Here is a 25,469-nt window from a genome sequence, read left to right on the forward strand (position 1 = left end):
ACGCCGGTTTTGTCCTCACTTTTCGGAGATTATCAGAATGTCTGCAAGCCAGAAACCCTTGGAATCAACGGCCACCATCCGTCACGATTGGCAATTACACGAAGTCGAAGCTTTGCTGGCGCTACCGTTTAACGATTTGATTTTTCAGGCGCAAAGCGTGCACAGGGTGTATTTCGATCCCAATGAGATCCAGGTGAGCAGTTTGTTAAGCATCAAGACCGGTTCCTGCTCCGAGGATTGCGGCTATTGCCCGCAAAGTGCGCGCTACGACTCCGATTTAAATCCGGAAGCTTTGATGCCTGTTGACGCCGTCTTAAAAGCCGCGAAGCAAGCCAAGGAGCAGGGCGCGTCGCGGTTTTGCATGGGTGCGGCTTGGCGTAGTCCGAAGGACAGAGACATCGAAAGAGTCGTGGAAATGGTGCAGGGCGTGAAAGCGCTGGGTATGGAAACTTGCGTAACGCTAGGTATGCTCAGCGATAAGCAGACCCAAGCCTTGAAGGACGGCGGCCTGGATTATTACAACCACAATCTGGATACTTCGGAAGATTACTATTCGGAAATCATCACCACCCGCACTTATCAAGACCGTTTGGATACGCTGGAACGGGTACGTGATGCCGGCATCAATGTATGCTGCGGAGGGATAGTTGGAATGGGCGAATCGCAAACTGACCGCGCCAAATTGTTGTTGCAACTGGCGAATATGCCCAAGCATCCGGAAAGCGTCCCAATCAATATGTTGGTGCAGGTGGAAGGTACGCCATTGCACGGCACCGAAGCGCTGGATCCTATCGTGTTTGTGCGTACCATCGCTGTGGCCAGAATTCTAATGCCGCAGTCGCGGGTACGCCTGTCGGCTGGCCGCAAAGCAATGAGCGACGAGATGCAGGCTTTGTGTTTCCTGGCCGGCGCCAACTCGATTTTCTATGGCGATAAACTGCTGACCACCGATAACCCGATGACTAACCACGACCAGCAATTGTTCGAACGTTTGGGCGTTAAAATGGGCGGTTCCAGCTACGCCTAATGGCCAATAATTTCTACGACTTTGCCGGCCAGCTGCGGCAGCTGGAGCGCGATAACCTATATCGGCGCCGCAGGGTAGTCGATGGTCCGCAAGGCATTACGCTGAATGTCGATGGCCGGCAGCTAATCAATTTTTGCAGTAACGACTATCTGGGGCTGGCTAATCATCCTGAGGTTGCTGCAGCGTTTAAAGCTGGTGTCGATCGCTTCGGAGTTGGCGGCGGTTCTGCGCATCTGATTTGCGGTCACAGTAGCGCGCATCATGCTTTGGAAGAAGAATTGGCGGCCTTTACCGGTCGGGAGCGAGCCTTGCTATTTTCGACCGGTTATATGGCCAATCTCGGCGTGATTTCGGCATTGTTGGGTCGCGGCGATACAGTGCTGGAGGACCGTTTGAATCACGCTTCTCTGTTGGACGGCGGTCTGTTGTCACGGGCGCGTTTTCAGCGCTATCGACACGTGGAGGTCGAGGACTTACGAGCCAAGTTGTCTACTGCCGCCGGCAAGGCTTTGGTGGTCAGCGACGGTGTATTCAGTATGGACGGCGATTTGGCGCCGCTGCCGGCGATGGTCGAGTTGGCCGAACAACATCATGCCGGTTTACTGATCGACGATGCCCATGGTTTTGGCGTACTCGGTAAAAACGGCGGCGGCGTTGTCGAGCATTTTGGTTTGAGTCAGGATGACGTACCCATTCTAATCGGGACTTTGGGCAAGGCATTTGGGACCTTCGGCGCCTTCGTGGCCGGTTCCGAGGATTTGATCGAGATGTTGATTCAAAAAGCCAGGAGTTATGTGTTCACGACAGCCTTGCCGGCGGCTCTGGCCGAGGCGACTCGCGCCAGTTTGCGGGTGTTGCAAAGTGAGTCCTGGCGCCGCGAACAATTGCAAAATCTAATCCGCCGTTTCCGGCAAGGTGCGCAACAGCAAGGTTTGCAACTGATGGATTCTTTTACCTCGATCCAACCCATTCTGATCGGCGAAAGCGGCCAAGCCTTGGCGGCTAGTCAGTGCTTGCTGGAACAAGGGTTTTGGGTAAGCGCGATTCGGCCGCCGACCGTACCGCCCGGCAGTGCGCGCTTGCGGATCACTTTTTCCGCCAATCACACCGAACAGCAGGTCGATGCGTTGCTGGATGCATTGGCCAAGGCTTTGCCATGACCGGTATTCATAGAGAAATATACGGCCGGGGATTACCGTTGGTCATGCTGCACGGTTGGGCGATGCATAGCGGTATTTGGCGCGAGTTTGCCAGGCAACTGGCTCGGCATCGCCAGGTGATTTGCCTGGATTTACCCGGTCATGGTCGCAGTGCCGGTTTGGATGCATATGACCTGTCGGCTATTACGTCCGCTTTATTCGATGCGATTCCGGTCAATCGCTTTAGCGTGTTAGGTTGGTCGCTGGGCGCGACGGTGGCTTTGGATATGGCGGCGCGCTGTTCGGACCGCGTGCAGTCGCTGTTCTTGTTATCAGGCAATCCGAAGTTTGTTAAGACTGCCGATTGGCCGGGAGTGAGGCCGGAGGTGTTGGATGGTTTTGTCGCCCAACTTAGCGATGACACGAAATTGACCTTGCAACGCTTTTTGAGTTTGCAAGTGCAGGGCTTGCCTGAGAGCCGGCAGTTATTGCAGCAATTGCGCTTGGCAGTACATGAGTGCGATGCGCCGGCGCGCGATGCGTTGCAGGGTGGTTTGCAAATTCTGAAAAATAGCGATTTGCGCAAGTCCGTGGTGGGCTTGCACTGTCCGATCACGGTCATGCAAGGCGATAAAGATACTTTGATTCCGGTACAAACCGGGCAAGCTGTAAAAACTTTAAATACGCGCGTCAAACTACATCTCCTCGCAAATGCCGGACATGTGCCGTTTTTATCGCACGCTCAGCAGTTATGCGACATCGTTGCTGCGGCTGAATGAGTTTTGCCGTGTTGGATAAAGCCAAAATTAGGCATTCGTTTGCGGCGGCGGCTGGGAGTTATGATTCGGCGGCGATGTTGCAACGCCAGGTGGGATTAGCCCTGCTGCAAAAATATCCGTTGCAATCCGCACCGGGCTGGGTGTTGGATATTGGCTGCGGCACCGGTTTTTTGACGCGATGTTTGCCGTTAGATGGTCTGAATCAGGCTTGTTTGGCATTGGATATTGCATTGCCCATGCTGCAAGCGTCGCGACGGAACAACGGTGCTGTATCGGTAGAATATGTTTGTGCCGATGCCGAAAAACTACCTTTTGCGGATAACAGTCTGCAACAAGTTTATTCGAATCTGGCCGTGCAGTGGTGTCAGGACTTGCCGGCGGTATTTGCTGATGTGCGGCGATTATTGCGTCAGGATGGGCAGCTGGTATTTTCAACCTTCGGTCCGGAAACCTTAAAAGAATTGAAAGCCGCTTGGACCGGTGTCGACGACTTTGTTCATGTTAACGATTTTTATAGTGCGGGGCAGATTGGCGGTTTTTTAAGGGCTGCTGATTTTGGGCGGGTGGATGTGGATACTGTGATGTATCGTTTATCTTACCCCACGGTACTGGCCTTGATGCATGAGCTAAAAGACCTGGGGGCGCATAATGTTAGCGATGCCAGAAATCGGCGACCCACCACCCGTTCGCAATTGCAGCGCATGATACGGCGCTACGAGAACAGTATGGTAGGCGGTGAAATAGTAGCCAGCTATGAAATTATTGTCGTGCGGGCCAGCTTATGACATCCGCGTTTTTCATTACCGGTACGGATACGAACGTCGGCAAAACCTGGACGACGATTGCCTTGATGCGTTACCTGCAAATGCAAGGCTTGAGTACGGTGGGGATGAAGCCGGTGGCCGCCGGCTGTGAATGGCATAACGGGATGCTGAAAAATTCCGATGCGCTACTGATGCAGCAATACGCTTCGGTGTCACTGGAATACCGGGAAATCAATCCCTACGCTTTTGAAGCGGCAATATCCCCGCATTTGGCTTGCGGTGGTGTAGATGTTTCAGTGGATGTTGTTTCAGATGGATTTACCCGCTTACAACAACGGGCTGATGTGGTGCTGGTAGAAGGCGCAGGCGGTTGGTATTCGCCAATGAGCGGGGTTTTGGACAACGCCGGTCTGGCGCAAGCCTTGCGTTTGCCGGTGATTCTGGTGGTGGGTGTCAGGCTGGGTTGTATCAATCATGCGCGCTTGACTATGTCGGCCATACGCCAGGCCGGCTTGTCTTGTGCCGGTTGGGTGGTGGTGCAAATTGATCAGGCTATGCCGGGTTTTGACGGTAATTTAACGTATTTACGTGAGCGTCTGGATGCTCCTCTATTAGGGGTTTTGCCGTTTTCGGCTGCCGGCGATTTTGAGTTGTTGGCGGCTAAATTGAGTTTGCCAAACTGGCAAAAAGTTGATGTAAATCAAAAAAAATGAAGAGCAGATGTTCAAAATGACGACTCCATTACAAAAACAACCAGGAGACGTTATATGGCTTTAATTACTTGGACTGCGGCTCAATATGGCACTAATGTCGGATTTGCCGACCAAGAGCACCAAACCTTGTTCGGTTTGCTGAATAAACTGTACGATGAAGCCACGGGCGGCGCCGCGCGCGCAACCGTTGGCGCTTCGCTGGATGCACTGATTGCCTATGTGGTTGATCACTTTGCTCACGAAGAAAAGGAAATGGTGGCAAAGGGCTTTGCTGGTTATGATAGGCACAAAGCCGAGCACGAAGCGTTGATCGGTATCTGCGCGGATTTACAGAAAAAATTTCATGCTGGCGAAGCCGAAGTCACCGAAGACGTGGGGCAATTGGTCAAAAGCTGGTTGGATAGCCATATTCCTAAATTCGACATGGCGTATTCTGAAGCATTGAAGTAATGACAGCATAAATCTGTCTCTATTACGCAACAAAAGGCTTGCGAGCAGTGATGCTCTCAAGCCTTTTTTATGTGTATTTTTAACAAACGGGAAAACCTCTTCTGGTTTGTGGGTGAGTCATGGGTTAAAATTGCCCAGTTAATTTATGATAATTATCAGTAAATGGAATTGTTCACCGGCTTTGAGGGTTGGCGACGATATTACGAAGATATAACGCATACAAGTTTATAACTACCAATGGGGAGGCTGCTCCGTGAAGAAAACAAAGCAACTGCTCGCTTGTCTGGTCTTGATGGCTTTCGGCCTGGGGACCGCGCATGCGGACTACACACTCAACCTGATGAAGGGCGTGACGCAACTCAGCAACGAGCTGTACGATTTGCACATGCTGATTCTGTGGATCTGCGTGTTTATTGGGATCGCGGTGTTCGGCACGATGTTTTATTCGATCTACCATCATCGTAAATCAAAAGGTCATAAAGCTGAGCAGTTCCATGAGAATACGACTGTTGAGATCATCTGGACCATCATTCCTACCCTGATTCTGGTGGGTATGGCGATTCCTGCCACCAAAGCCGTAATCGATTTGGACAAGGTGCAGGACTCAGAGATGAGCATTAAAGTCACCGGTAAACAATGGTATTGGGAGTATGAATACTTGGATAGCGGCGTGCATTTCGAAAGCCATTTAGACGAGGCCAGCGAAAAAACTCATAGGGTCAGTTCCATGGATCCGCGTAACGTCCCCAATTACTTGTTGAACGTGGACAAGCCGCTGGTGGTGCCGGTCGGTAAGAAAATCCGCTTTCTGTTTACTGCTGGCGACGTGATTCACTCCTGGTGGGTGCCTGATCTGGGCTGGAAAAAAGACGCCAACCCCGGTTTTATCAACGAAGCTTGGACTTCAGTTGATAAACCAGGCACTTACCGCGGCCAATGTACCGAGCTATGCGGTCGAGACCATGGCTTCATGCCTGTGGTGGTGGTGGCGATGGAACAGGATCAATACGACGCCTGGGTGAAAGCAACTCTGGAGAAACAGAACCAAGCACCTGATTTGAGCGACCAAACCCGCAACACGCTGATGGCAAAAGGTGAATCTGTTTATCTGAAAAACTGCGTTGCTTGCCACCAGATCGATGGTAACGGCATCTCCGGTTGGTTCCCCGCTTTGCGAGGCAGCGCGAAAGTCACCGGCAATATGGATCAGTTGATTGGTTTTATTCAGGCAGGTACGAGCAAAATGCCGGCCTTCAAAAAATTGCCGGATGACGAATTGGCCGAACTGATCACTTACATCAGAAACGCGCCGGCATTGGGTAACAACGTGGGTGATGAGATTCAGCCTAATAAAATCACACCTAAATGGGACGATGATGAGTAATTCACTGATTTTCGCAATGAACTCATTTTCTAATTTTTGCTGAGGTATAAAGTATGACTGCTGTCGTAGCTGAACATGATGATCATCACGATCACCACGATCACGGCCCTGAGAAGGGCGTTTTACGGTGGATATTTACCACCAACCACAAAGATATAGGCACCTTGTATCTGGTATTCGGCCTGGCAATGTTTTTTGTCGGTGGTGCCATGGCATTGGTTATACGCTCTGAATTATTCGAGCCAGGCCTGCAATTTGTCGATCCAAACTTCTTTAACTCCATGACCACCATGCATGCTTTGGTGATGGTGTTCGGCGCCGTCATGCCGGCGTTCGTTGGCTTGGCAAACTGGATGATTCCGATGATGATCGGTGCGCCGGATATGGCCTTGCCACGGATGAACAACATGAGCTTCTGGATGTTGGTGGCAGGCGTATTGTTGTTGGCCAGCACTTTGTTCATGGAAGGTGGCGCGCCATCGGGTGGTTGGACTTTTTATCCGCCCTTGGTTTTCCAAAACGGTAAATCCTTCCCGTTCGCTATTTTCTCTGTGCATTTGTTGGGTATCTCATCCATCATGGGTGCTATCAATGTGATCGCCACCATTTTTAATATGCGCGCGCCTGGCATGACCTTGATGAAAATGCCATTGTTCGTCTGGACTTGGTTGATCACTGCGTTTTTGTTGATCGCTATCATGCCGGTGTTTGCCGGTGCGGTAACCATGCTGTTGACCGACAAATTCTTCGACACCAGCTTCTTCGATGCAGCCGGCGGTGGTGACCCAGTGTTGTACCAACACATCTTCTGGTTCTTCGGACACCCTGAAGTGTATGTCATGATTCTGCCGACCTTCGGTGTGGCGTCGACCATCATTCCGGTATTTGCCCGTAAGCCGCTGTTTGGATATGCCTCTATGGTGTATGCGACCGGTGCGATTGCCTTCTTGTCTTTCATCGTTTGGGCTCACCACATGTTTACCGTGGGTATGCCAGTCGCCGGTGAGTTGTACTTTATGTACGCCACCATGCTGATTGCGATTCCGACCGGCGTAAAAGTGTTCAACTGGACCGCTACGATGTGGAAGGGCTCTATGACCTTTGAAACGCCGATGCTGTTTTCGATTGCGTTTGTGGTGCTGTTCACGATGGGTGGTTTCACCGGTTTGATGATGTCGGTAGCGCCGGTAGATTTTCAATACCACGATACCTATTTCATCGTTGCCCACTTCCACTACACCTTGGTGCCTGCGTCTATTTTCATTCTGATGGCTGCCGGATATTTTTGGTTGCCTAAATGGACCGGCAATATGTACAACGAGAAAATCGGCAAGCTGCATTTTTGGTTGTCAGCGGTATCGGTAAACATCTTGTTCTTCCCGCAACATTTCCTGGGTTTGGCTGGCATGCCGCGTCGTATCCCCGATTATGCGATTCAATTCGCCGATTGGAATATGGTGTCCAGTATTGGTGCGTTTATCTACGGTTTTAGCCAGCTGTTGTTTGTGTACATCGTCATCGACACCATCCGCGGTGGAACCGGCGAAAAAGTGAGTGACGAGGTTTGGGAAGATGCCAGCAAACACAGTCTGGAATGGACCGTACCTTCGCCTGCGCCTTATCACACCTTCAGCACACCGCCGGCGAGAATCCCTACCGAGCATTTTTAAGGCTTGAAATGAGTGACTGAAATAAGCCATGTCATTTGACATGGCTTATTGGGTAATGAAATGGATACAAAAAAGAAAAACATTTTGACCGCTTTGGTGTTGTTTGCGGTGGCCTTTACGATATACGTATTTGCGGTTATTAAGGCTATCTCGCAATGAGCGACGATATTGGGCAAAAAAATATCAAGTTGGTCCGTAAGCTGGCGCTTGTCGCAATTGCCATGTTTGGTTTTGGTTATGCTCTGGTGCCACTTTACGATGTGCTTTGCGATTTAACCGGTTTGAACGGTAAAGTTGAAGGTCAAGCGGTTCAGGAGGCGGCGTATCAGGTGGATAAAAATAGGGAGGTGACTGTCGAGTTTCTCACGTCCTTAAACGAGTCCACTCCGATGTTGTTCCGTTCAGAAGTGAAAAGCATGAAAGTGCATCCCGGTGAATACTACACCGTTAATTTTTATGCCAAAAATACCACTAACAAGCCGATGATTGCCCAAGCGATACCTAGTATTACTCCCGGCTTGGCGGCAGAGTTTTTTAAAAAGACTCAGTGTTTTTGCTTTTCTGAACAAACTTTTGCAGCAAACGAAGAAAAAACCATGCCGGTCCGTTTCGTTGTAGAGCCGGCGTTACCCGAACGCTATAAGACCGTCACGCTTGCATACACTTTTTTTGATAACACTAACATCAGTAAAAAATAGAGGGGAAGGATATGTCTACACACGATAGTTATTACATACCGCATAAAGCCGTATGGCCGGTTTTGGCTACCGGCGGTTTGATGATGACGCTGGCGGGGTTTGCTAATCATCTGAACGGTTCGTCGATTGGTTCCGGCATGATGTTGACCGGTTTCGTAATTTTTTTGGTGATGCTGGGGTTGTGGTTTGCCTTGCAATCCACCGAGAGCGAATCCGGTATGTACAACCACGGCGTCGGTATTTCTTATCGGATGGGCATGATGTGGTTCATTTTTTCCGAAGTCATGTTTTTTGCCGTTTTCTTTGGTGCACTTTGGTACACACGTAATTTGTCCGTGTCTTGGCTGGGTGAAACCGGCTTTCCAAGCGGGCCGGGCCGTTCGACACACGATACTTTGTGGCCGGCTTTTCAATCGGTTTGGCCTACCAACGGTCCCGGTAAAGTAGGTGGTGATTTCGAACCGATGGGTGCGTTTGGTTTACCGTTTCTGAATACCTTGTTGCTGTTGTCCAGCGGTGTAACTTGTACTTGGGCGCATCACGGTTTGTTAGCAAAAAATCGCGATCAACTGATCAAAGGTTTGATCGCTACTGTTGGTTTGGGCTTTTTGTTCGTGGGATTTCAAGCAACTGAGTATTACGAAGCCTACCATGAAATGGGTTTGACTCTGGGTTCGGGCATCTACGGTTCAACCTTTTTTATGTTGACCGGTTTTCACGGTTTCCATGTCTGTGTCGGCGCAATTATTTTATCGGTCGTGTTGTTCAGAAGCTGGAAAGGTCATTTCACGCCGGAAAACCACTTTGCCTTTGAAGCAGCCGCTTGGTACTGGCATTTTGTCGACGTGGTCTGGTTGGGTCTGTTTGTGTTTGTTTACATGATGTAACAGCTGTTAATCAAACCGGAAAAAGCGCGGTCTTTGCGGATCGCGCTTTTTTTTTGCCGATTTTTAAGGGTTTGACGTTGCAGTTGCTGGATTTTGGTTGGCATGCATGCGGGCACCGATGCCGTGGGGTTGAACCATGCCTGTGGCGTACGCGATGAAAAGTAGGACGAATAAGGTCAGCGAGAGACCGATACGCATGGTTAATGCCCTGGCGGTCTTGGCCGAATCGCTGTCTTCCTTGTGTTTGACAATATGAAACAGCGCGGACCCGAGGCTGATGACGATGGCCAGGAATGCGACGATAGTGAGCGTTTTGATGAGCATGGCGGCAATAATAAATAAAAACCTGCATTCTCGGCGATTCAGGTACGCTTGCCAATAGCACATATCCACCCAGGAGCAGTCACCGATGATCAAATTTAGTATGCGGGGTATCGAATTCCGTTGTTCATTACTCGCACTAAGCGGATACCTGCTGTTATTCGGTTTGTTGTGCGGTTTGGGGGTTTGGCAACTGGGACGCGGCGAACAGAAGGCGGTTTTACTGGCGCAACAGCAAGATGTTGCCAACGCGGAAGCCTTGGATTTAACGCCTCAAACCGGAATAGATAAGGATGTTTTGCGCTATCGACCGGTTTTAGTGACTGGGCACTACGATATTAACCATCAGGTTTTGATCGATAACCAAACGCTAAACGGCAAACCCGGCTACCTGGTTTTAACGCCGTTTTTGCCCGATAGCGGTCAGCCTGGCATATTAGTGAACCGTGGTTGGATTCCGTTAGGCGCTTCCCGCGAAGTTTTGCCGGACATTGGTATCAGCACTGTGACGCAGCAAGTACGTGGCAGAATTAACCGTTTTCCTGAGCCAGGTCTGAAATTAAAAGGCGCGGAAATTCCGGGGGAAACTTGGCCGGTCAGAGTACAAGTAATAGATAGCCAACTCTTGGCGGATAGGTTGGGATATGCGTTGGCCGATTATCAGATCGAACTCGACTCGGCGCAGCCCGATGGCTATCAACGGCAATGGAAGATTGCTGTGGCAATCCCACCTGAAAAACATAGGGCCTATGCAGTACAATGGTTCGGTTTAGCGCTGACCTTAACAGCCCTATTTATTTGGATTAGTAGTCGAAAAATACACCGTGGATAATCAATATAAAAAAAACCGCATCACCATCGTAGTGATATTCGCCATGTCCATCGTGCCCTTTGGGTTTGCGTGGTTTTTGGCGAAAAATCCGGACATCGTTAGGCTAGGCACCAACAATGGCGTGCTGATCACTCCACCGCAAGTAACCTCGGCTGATGAGTTTTCCGGTTACGACACATTTTCTGCGCAAAATATGCAGGAGTTGAAAGGCCATTGGGTGTTGGTCAATCCTGTGCCGAGGGACTGCGGGGAAACCTGTCGCGATGCCCTGTATAAAACCCATCAACTGACATTGATGATGGGTAAAGATATTGCCCGGATTCGTCGCTTGGCGGTGTTGTTTGAAAAAACTTATCAGCTGCCGGCGGAATGGCGCGATGACGGACGCTTATTAAAAGCCTTGCCAGCCGTCTCCTTAAAGGAAAAGTTAACCCAATTAAACGCGCAGCCCTTGCCGGAAGGCATGCTGATCATTATGGACCCACTAGGAAATCTGATGATGCAATATGCCCCAGGCTACGATCCTTACCAAGTCAAAAGCGACTTAAGCAAGTTACTCAGAATTTCACAAATCGGTTAGAAATATGTTCAGAAAATTAACTCTGTGCTGCGCGTTGTTGGCGCTGCTCGTCATACTGGTCGGCGCCTATGTTCGCCTTACCCACGCCGGCTTGGGTTGCCCGGACTGGCCTGGTTGTTACGGCAAGGCTTTCGTCAGCGATAGCGCGGAATTTAAAGTCGATGCGGCTGCTGGATTTCCGCAGTATGCCTTGGATACCGCAAAAGCTTGGAAAGAAATGGCTCATCGCTACTTGGCTGGCGGCTTGGCGCTATTAGCGTTGGTTTGGTTTGGATTGGCGTGGAGGGAAAAACCGCGTTCGCCTGCAGTCATGCTGACCACTCTGGTATTGCTGTTGATAGCCGGGCAAGCCGGTTTGGGCATGTGGACGGTGACATCCGGCACGCGACCCGGCGTCGTAACCGCGCATCTGTTGTTGGGTTTTTTTACGTTTTGGACTTTAGGTTGGAGCTATTTGCGGCTTAATCCGGCTGCCGAAGCAAGGCCGGTTCGTTCCGGCCCCATCCTATTTACCGGTTTGGCGATACTGGTCTTGCTGGCGCAGATTGTGCTGGGCGGGTGGGTCAGTAGCAACTATGCCGGCCTAGCGTGTAGCGATTTTCCGCGCTGTAACGGCGAATGGTTACCGGGCGGCGATTATCTGAGTATTTTGGATCTGTTCAGGGACAGCGGTCTTTCCGCCGATGCGAAAATGGCGATACAGGCATTGCATCGCGTTTTGGCTGCTTTCACTTTCCTGGTACTCAGCGCTTTGATGTTGTCCGCAACTTCGGAACGCCATCCAAAACCGGTGCGGTTGGCGGGAAATATCCTCAGTATGCTGTTATTGCTGCAGATCGCACTAGGGATTTTTAGCGTCAAGTACCAGCTGCCACTGGCGTTGGCCGTTGCGCATAATGCGGTCGCTGCGTTGCTGATGTTGCCGTTGCTGGGGATTTTGTTTTACAGCCGTTATAGCACGGGAACAGAGGACGAAAGTGTAGCCTTCGAAGCCATGGAGCCTGTTCCGGCTGAACCGGCCCCGGCGGAAGAACCGCAGATAATCAGCGAAGATTCTTTATATTTGCGTTTAACCACTCAGCTGAAAAAAACCAGAACCGGCCTGGGCGGGGTACTGAGCAGCTTGGCATTCGGGCAAAAGGCGCTGACCAAGGAGTTATTGGCCGACATTGAAGCCCAATTATTGATGGCCGACTTGGGCATCGAAACCACCACGCAATTGATTAAACAGCTGACCGATAGTTTGGAGCGCGATCAACTCAGCGACGGCCAATTATTGAGCCAAACTTTGAAGCAAAATTTGTTAGCGATGCTGGAACCTTGCAGCCTGCCGTTGCAAATTCCCAAACAAGATGGGCCGTTCGTAATTTTGGTGGTGGGTGTTAACGGTGCCGGCAAGACAACTTCGATCGGTAAACTGGCCAAACGCTTGCAGCAACAAGGCCATAGCGTCATGTTGGCGGCGGGCGATACTTTCAGGGCCGCCGCAGTCGAGCAATTGCAAACCTGGGGCGAGCGCAACGATATTCAAGTCGTGGCGCAGCATACCGGCGCCGATTCCGCATCGGTGATTTTCGATGCCTTACAGTCAGCCAAAGCCAAAGGCGTTGATGTATTGATCGCCGATACCGCCGGACGTTTGCATACCAAGTCCAACTTGATGGACGAATTGAAAAAAATCAAACGGATCATGGGCAAACTGGACGAGTCAGCCCCGCACGAGGTATTGCTGATACTGGATGCGGGCACCGGGCAAAATGCCTTGTCGCAAGCTAAACTATTCAACGAAGCGGTAGAGCTGACCGGCATTGCCTTGACCAAGCTGGACGGCACCGCCAAGGGTGGCATTATATTCGCGCTGGCTAATCAACTGCATATTCCGATTCGTTTTATCGGTGTGGGCGAGCAAATTGACGATTTGCAGGATTTCAATGCGCAAACTTTCGTCGATGCCCTGTTTGTTCAAGAGTGATGCGCAGTAGCCAGATACCATGTTGAGATTCGAACACGTAAGCAAACGTTATCCCGATGCCGGCGAAGCCTTGACCGATGTCAGCTTTCATTTGCAACGCGGCGAAATGGCATTTTTAACCGGCCGTTCCGGTGCCGGTAAAAGTACCTTGCTGAAGTTAATCGCGATGATGGAGCAATGCACGCGCGGCAGCGTGTTGCTGGATGGCCAGGATATTACGCGCATCGGCGAACGGAAGATCCCCTACATGCGTCGTAATCTGGGCCTGATTTTTCAGGATTACAAACTGCTGAACGATAGAACGGTATTCGATAACGTGGCCCTGCCATTGGTGGTCTCGGGTTATAACCATCAGGAAGTGGCGCGGCGGGTGCGGGCATCCTTGGATAAAGTGGGTCTGTTAGGCAAGGAAAGGAAACATCCCTTGGCCCTGTCCGGTGGGGAGCAACAGCGCGTAGGTATCGCCCGAGCCATTGTCAATAAACCTAAATTAATTCTGGCCGACGAGCCGACGGGCAACTTGGACCCGGATCTGTCTGCCGAAGTGATGTTCATGTTCGAGCAATTCAAACAAGTCGGGGTGACGGTGTTGATAGCCAGCCACGATATAGAGTTGATTAATCATCTCGGCCATAGAGTATTGACGCTCGATAAAGGCCATTTGATAGCGAGTTGACGATGAAACGCAATCACCGCAGACAAACCGGTAGCAGGCTGGTGGAATTATTCCATGCCTATATGCTCAACCATGCCCATGGGCTGTTCTCCAGTCTAGGCCGGCTGAGCCGGACGCCTTTTACGTCTACCATGACTATCTTGGTGTTGGCTATCGCCATTTCCTTGGCCAGCAGTTTTTATATCGTGGTCGCCAATATCCAGCAATTGACCGGCAATCTGGAGTCCAGCAATCAGATGTCCTTGTTTTTACACGACAACATTACCGACGCGGCCGGCCAGAAGCTCGCCGAGCAAATCCAGCAAAACGGTAGCGTCATGGAAGTTAAATTTATCAGCAAGAAACAGGCGCTGGAGGAGTTCAAAGCCAATAGCGGCTTCAGCGATGCGTTGAATGCGCTGGAACGCAATCCCTTGCCGAGCGTGATTCAAGTAGTGCCGAAAAATGCGCTGGAAAGCAACGAAGACATCGAGAAACTGATGTCCGATTTTAAACAATTCCCGCAAGTCGATTTCGTGCAGGTGGATATGCAATGGGTGGCGCGCTTGCAAACCATCATGCTGATTGCCAGCCGTGGTGTGATGTTGGTCAGTCTGTTACTCGGTTTTGCGGTAACGTTCATTACCGGCAATACCATTCGTCTGGAGTTGCAGAATCGCCAGGACGAAGTGTTTATTTCTAAACTGGTCGGCGCTACCCATGCTTTTATTCAACGGCCGTTTTTGTACACCGGTTTCTGGCTGGGTTTTATCTCGGGTTTTCTCGGTTGGTTGATCATGACTATCATGCTGTTGATCCTGGAAACGCCGGTGGAGAAACTATCGACCTTGTATAACAGTTCATTCGACTTACTGTTTTTGAGTTTCTCGGAGTTTATTTTGCTATTGATGATTTCGTCCATGCTGGCGGTACTTGGTTCCTGGGCGGTGTTGCACTATCAGTTGCGGCAACTAAAACCGCAATAAGCCTATGAATTTTTGGGAAACCAAGACCCTGGCGCAAATGAGCACGGAAGAGTGGGAGTCGCTGTGCGATAACTGCGGCAAGTGTTGTTTGAACAAGCTGGAAGACGAAGATACCGGCGAAATTGCATTTACCAGCGTGGCGTGCGATTTGATCGATTTAGAAACCTGTCGTTGCACTCGTTATAGCGAGCGTTGCACGCTGGTGCCGGAATGCATCGACTTGAAGCAACATGACTTTGCCGAATACAACTGGTTGCCGTCAACCTGTGCATACCGCTTGTTAACAGACGGTGAAGCGTTGCCTAGCTGGCATCCCTTGATCACCGGGACTCGCGAGTCGGTGAAAGAGGCGGGGGTGTCTATCAGCAGTTATGCGGTTAAAGAGTCGCAGGTTACCGATCTGGAAGATCATATTATCGAATGGTTGCAGCCCTGATTCAGGCTGGCTGGGCCGCCGGTCAACTTCGTTTTCCGGCGGCTTCAGGTGTGGAAAAGCCGGGATTACCGATCCCTTGGGTGGGCTTTTAGCTTATCCTTTGCCGGGCAACATACCTACCGTACCCGGTTTAATCCGTTTGCAACTCACTACGACATCTTCCTGACGGCATTTTGCTTCCTGTGGGTTGCTACAGGTGTCGCAAACTGTGTTACCAGTGCTTTTTACCTCATCGACGTGCCAGCCGTAACCTTGGGACTGGCAGAATTTTTTGCTGAATCTGTCGATATTGTAGTTTTTGGCAGCATTTTCCTTGGCTTTGCTCTCAACTTGGCAGTGCTCGGGGGCCAGAGTGTTCGCCATGATGTCTCGATAAATATATTCGGTAGCCTGGATGGGGCTAGCTAACAATAAAGAGGCTAACAGGGTGCCGATAAAAGTGGTTTTCATCATATTAATCCTCGCGGTTGCCGATGACTCGGATGTTCATTAAGCGATTCTCTTCGGCAATTTGGTCTTTGATAGGCGCAAATTTTTCGTTTTCGCTCATTTTTACCGCCAGGATGGCGCCAACAACAACTGCGGTAGCCAGCACCAAATACAACACGAAGTTATCTTTTTCTTGTTTTACTTCTGTCATGGTTTTACCTCTTATAATAATAAATCGGCCAGTGCCGAACCGAATTTGTATTGAAAAACCTGTTCGCCCTTTAACGGGGCCGGCACTGATTTGACGTCAACCTTAGCGATTTCTCCGATACCTATAGCATGCTCGCGCCGTCGAGCCAGATCGAATATTTCGCTGAAAGCATTGAATGCATCAGCCAGGAATTGCGTTACACCTCCATGTAAGCAGCTACGGATTGAAAACACCTGATTAAGGCATTTCTGAGCTGCTTCATGGTAGCGAATCGAAACAATAAAAGAAATGCGCGGGCTTGTCAAACAAATATCGTATCAACATTATACGTTTGCCGTTGTTTTCGCAAAGACTGTCTGCAAGTGGTGTTTGGGTTTTGCACTATTATCTGCTCTCCCCAATCTGATCAGGCGCGATTTGGCGTAAAAAGCCGACGGCGCTTTATTTGAACAGTCTGAAAAAAGCAGCATCTATCGGCGATAAAATATTCGCGAAGTTGAAATTGGCGATTATCCTGGTAGTCTTCGGTGCTGTTCTTGTCTAATTACTTTACTCACAGAAATAGAAAAATCTCATATGCAAACATTGACTAGAAAAATTAAAAAATATGTGACGGTGATTTTTTTAGGTGCATTGCTTCCGGCGCTAAACCCGGCTTGGGCGGAATCCGATAAGCAACTCCAGGAAAAAACGCTTAAAGCGCGGGAATTGATTCATCAGAAAGACATGGATCATTCCGCCCATGCGGAACTCGCGGACAAAACCGAGGGATTTCGCGGCGTGTTTTACGGTTATTTGCCCTGCAAGGAAAAAGATTGTGATGGTTTCAAAATGACCTTGTCTTTGAAACAAAAGAACAATTACTTATTGGTCACTCAATACGCAAAAGCCTCTTCCAGAGAGTTTTACGAGAAAGGCAAGTACGACTGGGATGACAAAACTCACATACTGTCGTTAACCTCCAATAAAGGCGATCTGAATCGCAAATTCAGCATCAAAGACGAAGGAACGTTGATACACCTGAATAGCGACGGTACGCCCATGCTCGGCGACCAGGACGATTACACGCTGGCAAGAAGCGATAAATCCAAATCTCGGGAAGTGCATATTCATTAAGCTCTTCCCTGAAGGGTCTAGCCGGTTTTAGATGACGCCGGCTATTTACACGATAGGCTGTGGGATGCAAAGCGCCGATACAGCCTAGAGAGTATGAAATTTACTCTAATTCAGCTAAATAGTCGTTTTTCAACTTCACATAATGTTTGGCTGAATATTCCAGAAAAGCTTTTTCGTCATCGGTCAAAGCCCGGATTTGTTTGGCGGGTGTACCGACATATAAATAACCGCCTTCCAGCTTCTTGCCGGGCGGCACTAAAGCACCGGCACCCAGCATCACATAATCTCCCAGTTCGGCATCATCCATCACAATTGCACCTATGCCGATGAGACAATAATCGCCTATCGTACAGGCATGCACCACGGCGCGATGACCGATAGTGACGCCTTTGCCGATTGTCAACGGATGGCCTTGCGGCGAATAGTCGCCAGCGTGGGAAACATGCAACACCGAGCCATCCTGAACGTTGGTGCCTTCGCCTATGGTAATAGCTTCGACGTCTCCGCGTATTACCGTGCTTGGCCACACCGATACATCGTCGCCGATTGTCACATCGCCGATCACGACCGCTGCTTCGTCGATGTACACGTTTTTGCCGACCTTGGGTTGTTTGCCTTTATATATTCTGATTGCCACCGCAACTCCCATTTTTTGCCATACTTAAACCGCGATGTTACGCAATTAATCGATTCTTCTCCAGTCCAGCGAGGCTAGTAATGGCATTTATAGACGGTATCAAACGGCAACTACGTTCGGTGATCGAATGGGAAAACCCCGATCCAGATCTGTTGTTGGCACAATGGACTGAAAACGGCGACGAAATCAAAAATGCCTCCAAATTAATCGTCGGTCCGGGGCAGGGCTGTATTTTCGTGTATCACGGTCAGGTCAAAGCGATTATTGAAGAGCAGTGCATGATCAATCTGGAAACGGATAACGTACCGTTTTGGACTACGATCAAGAAATTCATGCAGTTTTTCGAGAGTGAATATAAGGTGGGGATTTATTTCTTCCGTAAAACCAAGATTCTCGATCAGAAATGGGGTACCACCTCGCCAATCAAATATCAGGACCCGAAATATCATTTCCCGGTCGCTTTAAAAGCTTACGGCAACTACAGCTACCAAATAGCCGACGCCAACGATTTTTTCGTCAATATCGTCGGCAGCCATAACCAGATGCGCATTGACGATTTCCGCAACATTCTTTCGGCGCGGATCATTAATCCCATTTCCGATTATCTGGCGGAATGTCAGTATAGCTTTGCCGACATCGACGCCAACCGCGACGAAATAGTTCGCGGCATAGCCATTAAGCTGGCCATCGTGTTTCGCAAGCTGGGTTTTAGCATTAGCGATTTTCGCATCGAAGGTACCGATTTTGATGAAGACACCTTGCGCCGTATCAATCGTATCGCCGACCTGACCGCTGAAGCGCAAGCCGCGCAAGCGGTGGGTTTGGATTACGCCAAGGTGCAGCAGTTGGACGCTTTGCGCGATGCAACCCGTAACGAAGGCGGCGGCGCCGGGCTTGGGATGGGGATGGGCGCGGGCATCGGCTTGGGGCAAGGTATGGCCCAGTCGCTGGGCGCGACGACTAATCAGGTTGCTGCCGATAGCAATCAAACCGTCGCCAAGTTGACCGAATTGAAGCAGCTATTCGAAGCGCAGCTGATAACCGAAGCGGAATACGCCGCCAAGAAACAACAAATATTGGATAAGTTTTAGCATGGCCAACTGCACGAGTTGTTCCGCACCCTTGCCTGCCAACACACAGTATTGCAGTTATTGTGGGGTCCGCAACGATATCGATTTGCTAGGCAAGCACGACTATCAAGTCATCGATGCCACCAGCGAGCGAGTTTGTCCGGAATGTGAACAAAGCCTGCAAACCATTAGTCTCGATGCCGCCGGTTCCCTACATATCGAGCGATGCGCCAATTGCTATGGCTTATTTTTCGATCCCGGTGAAATAGAAACCTTGCTGGATAGCGCGGTGGCGCCTGTGGTTACCGTCAACCTGGAACTACTGAGCAATATTAATAAGGACCGCTACCCGAAAAATGCCACCGTGAAATATCTTAAATGTCCGGCGTGCCAAGTGTTAATGAATCGTGTGATCTACGGCTATCGCAGCGGTGTGATTATCGACCAATGCAGAAGCCATGGGATTTGGCTGGATGGTGGACAGATCAGTCACCTGCTGGAATGGAAAAAAGCCGGCGGCCAGATGTTGAATCAACAAAAAATCGCTGCCAAACAAGAAAAAGCCAGTTCCGAGCAATTCAAAAAGGCCTTTCGGAAAGACTATTCCCGCCCGCAACAAAGCTATGGCGAACAAAGCATCGACGGCGACTTAGTGGCGTCGGTCGCCGAAGTGATATTCAAGATTTTTGAGTAACTTTAGTGTCGCCGGTTGTGCTTGGGCTGTGATTTTTTTGAATAACGCCGAAGCAGGTCGGTTTTGCGCTATTTTCAATCGGGATTTCTGTGTGAGTGCTTTGCCTTGCTAAAATCGCCGTGCCGCCATATTCTTATTCGATAAGTCGGGCCCTAAAATGCCTCGATTGAGGTTGGGTTTCGAATTCGCGTTAAAAAACCAAAAGACACCCATCCGCGGTGTTGCAATAACAAAAATGTCCGGCTCTGACAGCTCGGAAAATGCCCAAGAACAATATTTAGCGAGTAAGGATGGTTGATGAATAGTTATGCTCAGGACGGTTCCAAAATCGGCAAAATTGCCGTACTTTTGCCTTGTTATAACGAGGGGCTGTCGATCAGAAAAGTGGTTGACGATTTTCGTAAAGAGCTTCCAGATGCTACCGTCTACGTTTACGACAATCGTTCTTCCGATAACACAATTGCAGAGGCCACTTTAGCGGGCGCGGTGGTGAGATCAGAACCGTGGCCGGGGAAAGGCAACGTCGTCAGGCGCATGTTTTCGGATGTCGATGCCGATATCTACATCATGGCCGACGGCGACGGCACTTACGATTCTAAAGTAGCCGGGCAAATGATACAGCGTTTGGTGGACGAACATTTGGATATGGTTGTAGGTACCCGGCGTAACGTATTCGAAAATGCCCATAGGGCCGGCCATGGTTTTGGCAATCGGCTGTTTAATGCGATGTACCGCAGTCTTTTCGGGCCGCTGTTTACGGACATTTTTTCCGGCTATCGAGTTTTTTCGCGGCGCTTCGTAAAAAGTTTTCCGGCGATATCCAGCGGTTTCGAGATAGAAACCGAAATGTCCGTTCATGCCAGTCAATTGCGCATGCCCATCGCGGAAATGCCCACCGATTACGGCGCGCGCCTAGAGGGCTCCGCCAGCAAACTGCGTACGGTTCGGGATGCGTTCAGAATACTGTTTACCTTTCTGATATTGTTCAAAGAAATTCGTCCGGCGCGTTTTTTTGGCGTGCTTGCGATGGGCCTGATTCTGATTGCGCTGGTTCTGGCTCTGCCGCTATTGCTGACATATTTAGATACCGGCTTGGTACCGAGATTTCCCACCGCTATTCTGGCAACAGGCATAGTGCTATTGGCTGGCATATTCACTGTTTGCGGTTTGATTCTGGATAGCGTCGCCCGCGGCCGCCTCGAACAAAAGCGCATGTGGTATATGACAAACAGCAGAAGTCAGGCATAGGTTGTAATCCCGATGTTTATTCGCTTCCTGCTCGTCGGCGGAGCCGGCTTTTGTATCGATGCCGGTCTGACTTTTTTGCTGATACAGCTTAATTTGGCGCCGTGGCTGGCGCGTATTCCGGCTATTTTTTCCGCAATGCTATTTACGTGGTTGGCCAATCGGTGTTTTACCTACCAAGTCGAACATTCCCGTTCTATCCGCGAAGGCGGGCGCTATATGCTGGTGGCATTGAGCATGGCTTTAATCAACTATCTGATTTACTTGGTTTTGGTCCGTTATGGCTTGTGGCCGATGTTGGCGGTGACCTTGGCAACCGCTTGTCAGACCATTCTCAGTTTTCACGCCTATCGTTATTTCGTATTCAGTGATGCCGCCGCCGGTAATACAAACAGCGATTTGCGGCAGAAATTATCTAGCGGAACAACGTTGGAGGGCTTTGTTAGGGCAAGCTCTTGGTATCCGGATTTGGCTGTATTTGGTATTGCCACCGCGATTCTCGCGGCAGCAATGATAGTTTTGCGCGGCTTGGACAGTGGCTTGACCGGCAGCGACGAGGGGTCTCATTTTTTGAATGCGTATCTGATCTGGTCGTATGTCACCACAGCATTCGGGCAGAATCCCATGCAGTACGCCACCGATTTTTACGTGCATTACCCCAAGATTTCGATTGGGCATTGGCCGCCGCTGTACTATGCGTTTCTGTCATTATTCTTCTTCATCCTGCCGCATGCTACCTTTCCGTTCATGCTGGTCAATTTGCTGGTAGGGGCGCTACCAGCTTTATTGGTGGCACGTATTACCAGGCAAGTTATGGGTATGCCTTGGGCGCTTTTGGCGGCGATTGCTTATGTCTGCATGCCCGTCACCATTAATAACACCTTGCGATTAATGTTGGACCAGGCTTTGGTTGGCTTGTGCGTGTTGGCGGCCATGCAGTGGAGTGGTTACACCCAACAGCCCTCCTTACGCAGAGGTTTGACCTACGCGGCTTTAACGTCAGCCGCTATCCTGGTAAAAGGTAACGGCTGGTTACTGGGCGTATTCCCATTTTTCCATATTGCTCTGACGGGACGTTGGCAGATACTGCTGAATTGGCGTACATACGTATCGGGTTTCGCGGCGTTGGCTGTCGTGGGGGCATGGACGGTAGTCACCTACAAAATATCCAGCGATGGTTTCAATTACGCTTGGGGTATGGATTACTTTGTTTTGGCTTTATCGGCGTTCCTTCCCGCCATATACGCCAATATCGGGCCGATAGGGACAATCGCGGCGCTAGTCGGGGTAGTCGTCAGTGTGAGCGGCAGGGCGGATCCGGCTTTAAGGGAAGCGGGGCGCACCGGTCTGGCCATGGTGCTTGCCACTATTATCTTTCATGCCATCGTGCCGGTAGACTTGGATCAACGGTATATGTCGTCCGCCATGCCTTATTTGGCGATTTTTATCAGCATGGGTGCCGCAGCCGCAGTACGGCGTTGGCAGTGGGCATTTGCTAGGCCTTGGCTGGTGGCAACAGTCTTGATCTTTGTGTTTTGTGCTCCCGGCTGGTTTTTTCTTGTCGACCGCGCGCCAAGGTTTGATTTGCGCATGGATTTGGTAGCCGAACAAATTATCAGCCAGGCGCCGGGTACGGTGACGATTGTCGACGGGCATGCGGGCACCGAGGGTGCGTTCGCGGCCGAACTGGCGTTACGGGACAAGCTTTTGCAGTGCTACGTGGTGCGCAGTTCGCAGTTGTTGGCAAAATCGGACTTCATGGGTAAACGCTACGCCCTAAAAACGGAGTCGCCGCAAGCCGTGTTGGATTTGCTGGATCAGGTTTCGGCAAGTGCTGTGGTAGTTGCTGAAGGCCCTTTAATAGAACCGCATTTTGCCCACTCCGATTTGTTGCTTTCGGCATTGAAACAGCCGAATTCGCCGTTTCGATTAGCGCAAACTTATCAGCACTACCGGCACGATGGCCGAACCTATTTGTATCTGCGCGACACGCCGATACGATTGGATCGGGAAGCGGTCAAGCGTGTCAATTTTCCCGAAAAAGCGCCACTATGACGCATGGTAGAAAAGGCGGCTTGAGCCGGTTCTCGATTACACATTCAGCACCCCCGGCAGAAAAAACTCCGCGACCAACAACGGTTGCCGATGGATCGCATAAACCGTTCGCCGCCCCCAAATAGCATCGTCTACACCAACCGCCGTTTGCAAACCTGGCGACCAAATGCCTGTATCAGCCCGACTGAACTGTCTCTGGCGGCGCTCCAAATCCGGATAGGCGAAAATCACTTCACCCAAGGGCCTGGTGCCGAGATGGGACAAATTGCGGTGGGCGATTTCTATGGTCGGCTCCGGCAGGATGGTGCGGGCCAGCACCAAGGGCTCGCCGTCGGCATGCAGCAGCACTTCGCGGATCAATTGATAGCGGCAGGGCGGCAAGCCCAATAGTCGGCATTCGTCTATGAAAGCCGGTTTCCAGCGGTGGAATAACACTTTTACGCCGAAGCGATTGCCGTGGATGCCGCGCAGACGTTTGGTCAGCGAGCCGGTTTCGTTGAGCCAGGATTGCAGATCGTTCGGCAGTTGCCGTTGGCTGCTCTGTTCGTGGCTTTTCCAGATGGGTGGGCGGCTGAATAGAAAACTTTTGTCGGGCAAGCGTTAAACCTCGGCGTAATGGCGGCTATGGCCGATCCAGCGTTGGATCAGCGGTTGAATGGCGTTGGGGTGTTGGCTGTGGATCAATTGCGCGGCGGCTGGGATCAGTTCCAGCAGGTCTCTGTCGCGCTCTAGGTCGGCGATTTTGAACTGTATCTGCCCGGTTTGGCGGGTGCCCATCACTTCGCCAGGGCCGCGCAATTCCAAGTCTTTCTCGGCTATGACGAAGCCGTCGTTGCTTTCTTTCAGGATAGCCAGGCGTTGCTTGCCGGCTTGAGAGAGCGGTGATTGATACAGCAGCAGGCAATAGCTGTCCTGATTGCCGCGGCCGACGCGGCCGCGCAATTGGTGGAGCTGCGACAAGCCCAAACGTTCCGGGTTTTCGATGATCATCAGACCGGCGTTGGGTACGTCCACGCCTACTTCGATGACGGTGGTGGCGACTAATAAATCGCAATCGCGATTTTTAAAAGCTTGCATCACCGCGTCTTTTTCCGCGGCTTTCATCCGGCCATGCACCAGACCGACATGTACGTTGGGCAGGGCTTGGCATAGATAGGCGGCGGTTTTCTCGGCAGCCTCGCATTGTAGAACCTCGGATTCCTCGATCAAGGTGCAGACCCAATACGCTTGGCGTTGCTGCGCCACCCAATGTTCGATACGGCCGATGACTTCTTCGCGGCGTTCCGAGGAAATTACGCTGGTGGCGATGGGTTTACGGCCGGGCGGCAGCTCGTCGATGATGGAAATGTCCAGGTCGGAATATTGCAGCATCGCCAAGGTGCGCGGGATGGGCGTGGCAGTCATGATTAATTGATGCGGCCTCAAGCCGCCATGCTGGCCTTTTTCGCGCAGGGCCATGCGCTGATGAACCCCGAAGCGATGCTGTTCGTCGATCACGATCAAGCCCAGCTTATGAAAATGCACGCTGTCTTGAAACAGCGCGTGCGTGCCGATCACGATGTTGGCCGTGCCGTCGGCGAGCGCATCCAAAGTGGCTTGCCGGGCTTTACCTTTCAATTGGCCGGTTAGAAACAGCACCTGATAGCCTGTTTCGGCGAACCATAGGTTGAAGTTACGAAAGTGTTGTTCGGCTAATAATTCGGTGGGTGCCATGATGGCGACTTGATACCCCGAGTTCAGCGCCAGCAAACTTGCCAGAGCTGCCACTACGGTTTTGCCGGAGCCAACGTCGCCTTGCACGAGGCGTAGCATCGGTTGCGCTTGGCGGCAATCGCTTTCGATTTCGGCGGTCACTCGCTGTTGCGCACCTGTCAGTTGAAACGGCAAGCCTGCCAGAAAGGCTTGTTTGGCAGCCTGGTTTATGTCAAACACCGGCGACTGCCAGCTTTTATAAGCTAATTTGCCTTGCAGCAGCGCCAAATGGTGGGCCAAAAACTCTTCGAACACCAAGCGTTTTAACGCGGGCAAGCCACCGCCGCTGATGATTTCCGCCGACAAATGCGGCGGTGGATTATGCAGGGTTTGTAGCGCTTCGTTCAGCGAAGGGTAACCATGCTCGGTCAACAAATTAGCCGGTAGCCAGTCCGTGATGGCGCTGTTGCTGGTTAAACATAGGGTTAACGCCTGCTTGATAGCTTTACGCAATGCGGATTGGGAAATGCCTTCGGTCAGCGGGTAAACCGGCGTCAGCGTTGCTTCCAACAGCTGCTCGGCGGCAGAGACGATTTTGTATTCCGGATGCACCATTTCCAAGCCGCTATAACCGTAACGAATTTCGCCGAAACAGCCGAGTAGGGTGCCGGGTTTAAGTTGTTGGCTTTGTTGGACGCTGAAATGGAAAAAACGGATCGACAAGCTGCCGCTGTCGTCGGCGATGCGACAAATCACACTGGGGCGGCCGCGCTGGATGCTATCGGTAAATTCGACGGTGCCGCAGACCAAAGTGGTCATGCCCGGTAATAAGTGGGATATGGGCACGATCCGGCTGCGATCCTGGTAGCGTAGGGGCAGGTGAAACAGCAGGTCTTGGAGGGTATGGATGCCCAGTTTTTCCAGGCGTGCGGCGGATTGGGAACCGATGCCTGTCAAGGTGGTGACAGGCTGTTTATGCGGTTCCGGATGACTCATGAATCAATAAATAAGGCGAAAAAACGCCCCG

Annotated in this window: 28 protein-coding genes; 21 read left to right on the forward strand and 7 right to left on the reverse strand. The window is 50.9% G+C overall.

Annotated elements, in window-relative coordinates; genetic code table 11:
• The first annotated feature begins 37 nt into the window (after positions 1-37).
• The 10 genes from bioB to ACH5Y9_RS06050 all read left to right on the forward strand — a co-directional run bounded on the left by bioB (position 38) and on the right by ACH5Y9_RS06050 (position 9,511).
• Positions 38-1,027 (forward strand): biotin synthase BioB, encoded by a 990-nt coding sequence (gene bioB, locus ACH5Y9_RS06005; RefSeq protein WP_445368918.1) that lies wholly within the window; start codon positions 38-40, stop codon positions 1,025-1,027.
• Positions 1,027-2,187: an 8-amino-7-oxononanoate synthase gene (gene bioF, locus ACH5Y9_RS06010; RefSeq protein ID WP_445368919.1), complete on the forward strand. Its 1,161-nt coding sequence runs from the start codon at positions 1,027-1,029 to the stop codon at positions 2,185-2,187. The genes bioB and bioF overlap by 1 nt, the downstream gene beginning before the upstream one ends.
• Positions 2,184-2,945 carry a pimeloyl-ACP methyl ester esterase BioH gene (gene bioH, locus ACH5Y9_RS06015; RefSeq protein ID WP_445368920.1) on the forward strand — a complete coding sequence of 254 codons (762 nt, stop codon included), beginning with the start codon at positions 2,184-2,186 and terminating at the stop codon, positions 2,943-2,945. The genes bioF and bioH overlap by 4 nt, the downstream gene beginning before the upstream one ends.
• A complete protein-coding gene (gene bioC / locus ACH5Y9_RS06020; RefSeq protein ID WP_445368921.1) occupies positions 2,942-3,730 on the forward strand; it encodes a malonyl-ACP O-methyltransferase BioC in 789 nt (262 codons plus the stop codon). The genes bioH and bioC overlap by 4 nt, the downstream gene beginning before the upstream one ends.
• A complete protein-coding gene (bioD, locus tag ACH5Y9_RS06025) occupies positions 3,727-4,422 on the forward strand; it encodes a dethiobiotin synthase (RefSeq protein ID WP_445368922.1) in 696 nt (231 codons plus the stop codon). Before bioC ends, bioD begins: the two co-directional genes overlap by 4 nt.
• A 54-nt stretch (positions 4,423-4,476) precedes the next feature.
• A complete protein-coding gene (locus ACH5Y9_RS06030) occupies positions 4,477-4,872 on the forward strand; it encodes a bacteriohemerythrin (protein ID WP_033156576.1) in 396 nt (131 codons plus the stop codon).
• A gap of 253 nt (positions 4,873-5,125) precedes the next feature.
• Positions 5,126-6,256 carry a cytochrome c oxidase subunit II gene (gene coxB / locus ACH5Y9_RS06035; protein WP_445368923.1) on the forward strand — a complete coding sequence of 377 codons (1,131 nt, stop codon included), beginning with the start codon at positions 5,126-5,128 and terminating at the stop codon, positions 6,254-6,256.
• Between the two features lie 53 nt (positions 6,257-6,309).
• Positions 6,310-7,926 carry a cytochrome c oxidase subunit I gene (gene ctaD, locus ACH5Y9_RS06040; protein ID WP_033156574.1) on the forward strand — a complete coding sequence of 539 codons (1,617 nt, stop codon included), beginning with the start codon at positions 6,310-6,312 and terminating at the stop codon, positions 7,924-7,926.
• Between the two features lie 155 nt (positions 7,927-8,081).
• Positions 8,082-8,624, forward strand: a complete 543-nt coding sequence (locus ACH5Y9_RS06045; RefSeq protein ID WP_205450427.1) for a cytochrome c oxidase assembly protein — start codon at positions 8,082-8,084, stop codon at positions 8,622-8,624.
• Between the two features lie 11 nt (positions 8,625-8,635).
• Positions 8,636-9,511 (forward strand): cytochrome c oxidase subunit 3, encoded by an 876-nt coding sequence (locus ACH5Y9_RS06050; RefSeq protein WP_319962453.1) that lies wholly within the window; start codon positions 8,636-8,638, stop codon positions 9,509-9,511.
• A gap of 63 nt (positions 9,512-9,574) precedes the next feature.
• Here the strand turns inward: ACH5Y9_RS06050 and ACH5Y9_RS06055 are convergent, their stop codons facing one another.
• Positions 9,575-9,928, reverse strand: coding sequence for a twin transmembrane helix small protein (locus ACH5Y9_RS06055; protein ID WP_445368924.1), 354 nt, complete (start codon positions 9,926-9,928; stop codon positions 9,575-9,577).
• Between ACH5Y9_RS06055 and ACH5Y9_RS06060 the strand changes: the two genes are divergently transcribed.
• The 6 genes from ACH5Y9_RS06060 to ACH5Y9_RS06085 are packed head-to-tail and all read left to right on the forward strand — an operon-like array spanning position 9,921 to position 15,293.
• Positions 9,921-10,664, forward strand: coding sequence for an SURF1 family protein (locus ACH5Y9_RS06060; protein WP_319962455.1), 744 nt, complete (start codon positions 9,921-9,923; stop codon positions 10,662-10,664). The genes ACH5Y9_RS06055 and ACH5Y9_RS06060 overlap by 8 nt on opposite strands.
• The gene (locus ACH5Y9_RS06065; protein WP_033156570.1) at positions 10,657-11,244 is read left to right on the forward strand and encodes a hypothetical protein; all 588 of its coding nucleotides are present in this window, start codon (positions 10,657-10,659) and stop codon (positions 11,242-11,244) included. Before ACH5Y9_RS06060 ends, ACH5Y9_RS06065 begins: the two co-directional genes overlap by 8 nt.
• Positions 11,245-11,248: 4 nt before the next feature.
• On the forward strand, positions 11,249-13,216 hold the full coding sequence (ftsY, locus tag ACH5Y9_RS06070) for a signal recognition particle-docking protein FtsY (protein WP_445368925.1): 1,968 nt from the start codon (positions 11,249-11,251) through the stop codon (positions 13,214-13,216).
• Between the two features lie 19 nt (positions 13,217-13,235).
• Positions 13,236-13,892 carry a cell division ATP-binding protein FtsE gene (gene ftsE, locus ACH5Y9_RS06075; RefSeq protein ID WP_445368926.1) on the forward strand — a complete coding sequence of 219 codons (657 nt, stop codon included), beginning with the start codon at positions 13,236-13,238 and terminating at the stop codon, positions 13,890-13,892.
• Between the two features lie 2 nt (positions 13,893-13,894).
• On the forward strand, positions 13,895-14,857 hold the full coding sequence (gene ftsX / locus ACH5Y9_RS06080) for a permease-like cell division protein FtsX (RefSeq protein WP_445368927.1): 963 nt from the start codon (positions 13,895-13,897) through the stop codon (positions 14,855-14,857).
• A gap of 4 nt (positions 14,858-14,861) precedes the next feature.
• Complete coding sequence (locus ACH5Y9_RS06085; protein ID WP_445368928.1) at positions 14,862-15,293, forward strand: YcgN family cysteine cluster protein; 432 nt, start codon at positions 14,862-14,864, stop codon at positions 15,291-15,293.
• Positions 15,294-15,386: 93 nt separating this feature from the next.
• Here ACH5Y9_RS06085 and ACH5Y9_RS06090 read toward each other — a convergent pair whose 3' ends face one another.
• From ACH5Y9_RS06090 to ACH5Y9_RS06100, 3 genes are read right to left on the reverse strand one after another with little or no spacing between them, the layout of a single operon-like run.
• Positions 15,387-15,746: a hypothetical protein gene (locus ACH5Y9_RS06090; protein WP_445368929.1), complete on the reverse strand. Its 360-nt coding sequence runs from the start codon at positions 15,744-15,746 to the stop codon at positions 15,387-15,389.
• 1 nt (position 15,747) lies between these two features.
• Complete coding sequence (locus ACH5Y9_RS06095; protein WP_033156565.1) at positions 15,748-15,933, reverse strand: hypothetical protein; 186 nt, start codon at positions 15,931-15,933, stop codon at positions 15,748-15,750.
• Positions 15,934-15,944: 11 nt separating this feature from the next.
• On the reverse strand, positions 15,945-16,238 hold the full coding sequence (locus tag ACH5Y9_RS06100) for a hypothetical protein (RefSeq protein ID WP_445368930.1): 294 nt from the start codon (positions 16,236-16,238) through the stop codon (positions 15,945-15,947).
• A 271-nt stretch (positions 16,239-16,509) separates the two neighbouring features.
• On the opposite strand from ACH5Y9_RS06100, the gene ACH5Y9_RS06105 reads away from it, so the two are divergent.
• Complete coding sequence (locus ACH5Y9_RS06105) at positions 16,510-17,049, forward strand: copper resistance protein NlpE (RefSeq protein ID WP_033156563.1); 540 nt, start codon at positions 16,510-16,512, stop codon at positions 17,047-17,049.
• 100 nt (positions 17,050-17,149) lie between these two features.
• On the opposite strand, the gene ACH5Y9_RS06110 is transcribed toward ACH5Y9_RS06105, so the two are convergent.
• The gene (locus ACH5Y9_RS06110) at positions 17,150-17,686 is read right to left on the reverse strand and encodes a gamma carbonic anhydrase family protein (protein ID WP_445368931.1); all 537 of its coding nucleotides are present in this window, start codon (positions 17,684-17,686) and stop codon (positions 17,150-17,152) included.
• An 80-nt stretch (positions 17,687-17,766) separates the two neighbouring features.
• Here ACH5Y9_RS06110 and ACH5Y9_RS06115 point away from each other — a divergent pair, with 80 nt between their 5' ends.
• The 4 genes from ACH5Y9_RS06115 to ACH5Y9_RS06130 all read left to right on the forward strand — a co-directional run bounded on the left by ACH5Y9_RS06115 (position 17,767) and on the right by ACH5Y9_RS06130 (position 22,750).
• A complete protein-coding gene (locus tag ACH5Y9_RS06115) occupies positions 17,767-18,777 on the forward strand; it encodes an SPFH domain-containing protein (RefSeq protein ID WP_445368932.1) in 1,011 nt (336 codons plus the stop codon).
• Position 18,778: 1 nt separating this feature from the next.
• Positions 18,779-19,450: a zf-TFIIB domain-containing protein gene (locus ACH5Y9_RS06120; RefSeq protein WP_445368933.1), complete on the forward strand. Its 672-nt coding sequence runs from the start codon at positions 18,779-18,781 to the stop codon at positions 19,448-19,450.
• A 297-nt stretch (positions 19,451-19,747) separates the two neighbouring features.
• Positions 19,748-20,698, forward strand: coding sequence for a glycosyltransferase (locus tag ACH5Y9_RS06125; protein WP_051669954.1), 951 nt, complete (start codon positions 19,748-19,750; stop codon positions 20,696-20,698).
• Between the two features lie 12 nt (positions 20,699-20,710).
• The gene (locus ACH5Y9_RS06130) at positions 20,711-22,750 is read left to right on the forward strand and encodes a GtrA family protein (protein ID WP_445368934.1); all 2,040 of its coding nucleotides are present in this window, start codon (positions 20,711-20,713) and stop codon (positions 22,748-22,750) included.
• Between the two features lie 36 nt (positions 22,751-22,786).
• Here the strand turns inward: ACH5Y9_RS06130 and ACH5Y9_RS06135 are convergent, their stop codons facing one another.
• Together ACH5Y9_RS06135 and recG are read right to left on the reverse strand one after the other, a co-directional pair.
• On the reverse strand, positions 22,787-23,347 hold the full coding sequence (locus tag ACH5Y9_RS06135) for a chorismate--pyruvate lyase family protein (protein WP_171695701.1): 561 nt from the start codon (positions 23,345-23,347) through the stop codon (positions 22,787-22,789).
• A gap of 3 nt (positions 23,348-23,350) precedes the next feature.
• Positions 23,351-25,438: an ATP-dependent DNA helicase RecG gene (gene recG, locus ACH5Y9_RS06140; RefSeq protein WP_445368935.1), complete on the reverse strand. Its 2,088-nt coding sequence runs from the start codon at positions 25,436-25,438 to the stop codon at positions 23,351-23,353.
• Positions 25,439-25,469: the final 31 nt, after the last annotated feature.

Source organism: Methylomonas sp. BW4-1 (assembly GCF_052474385.1).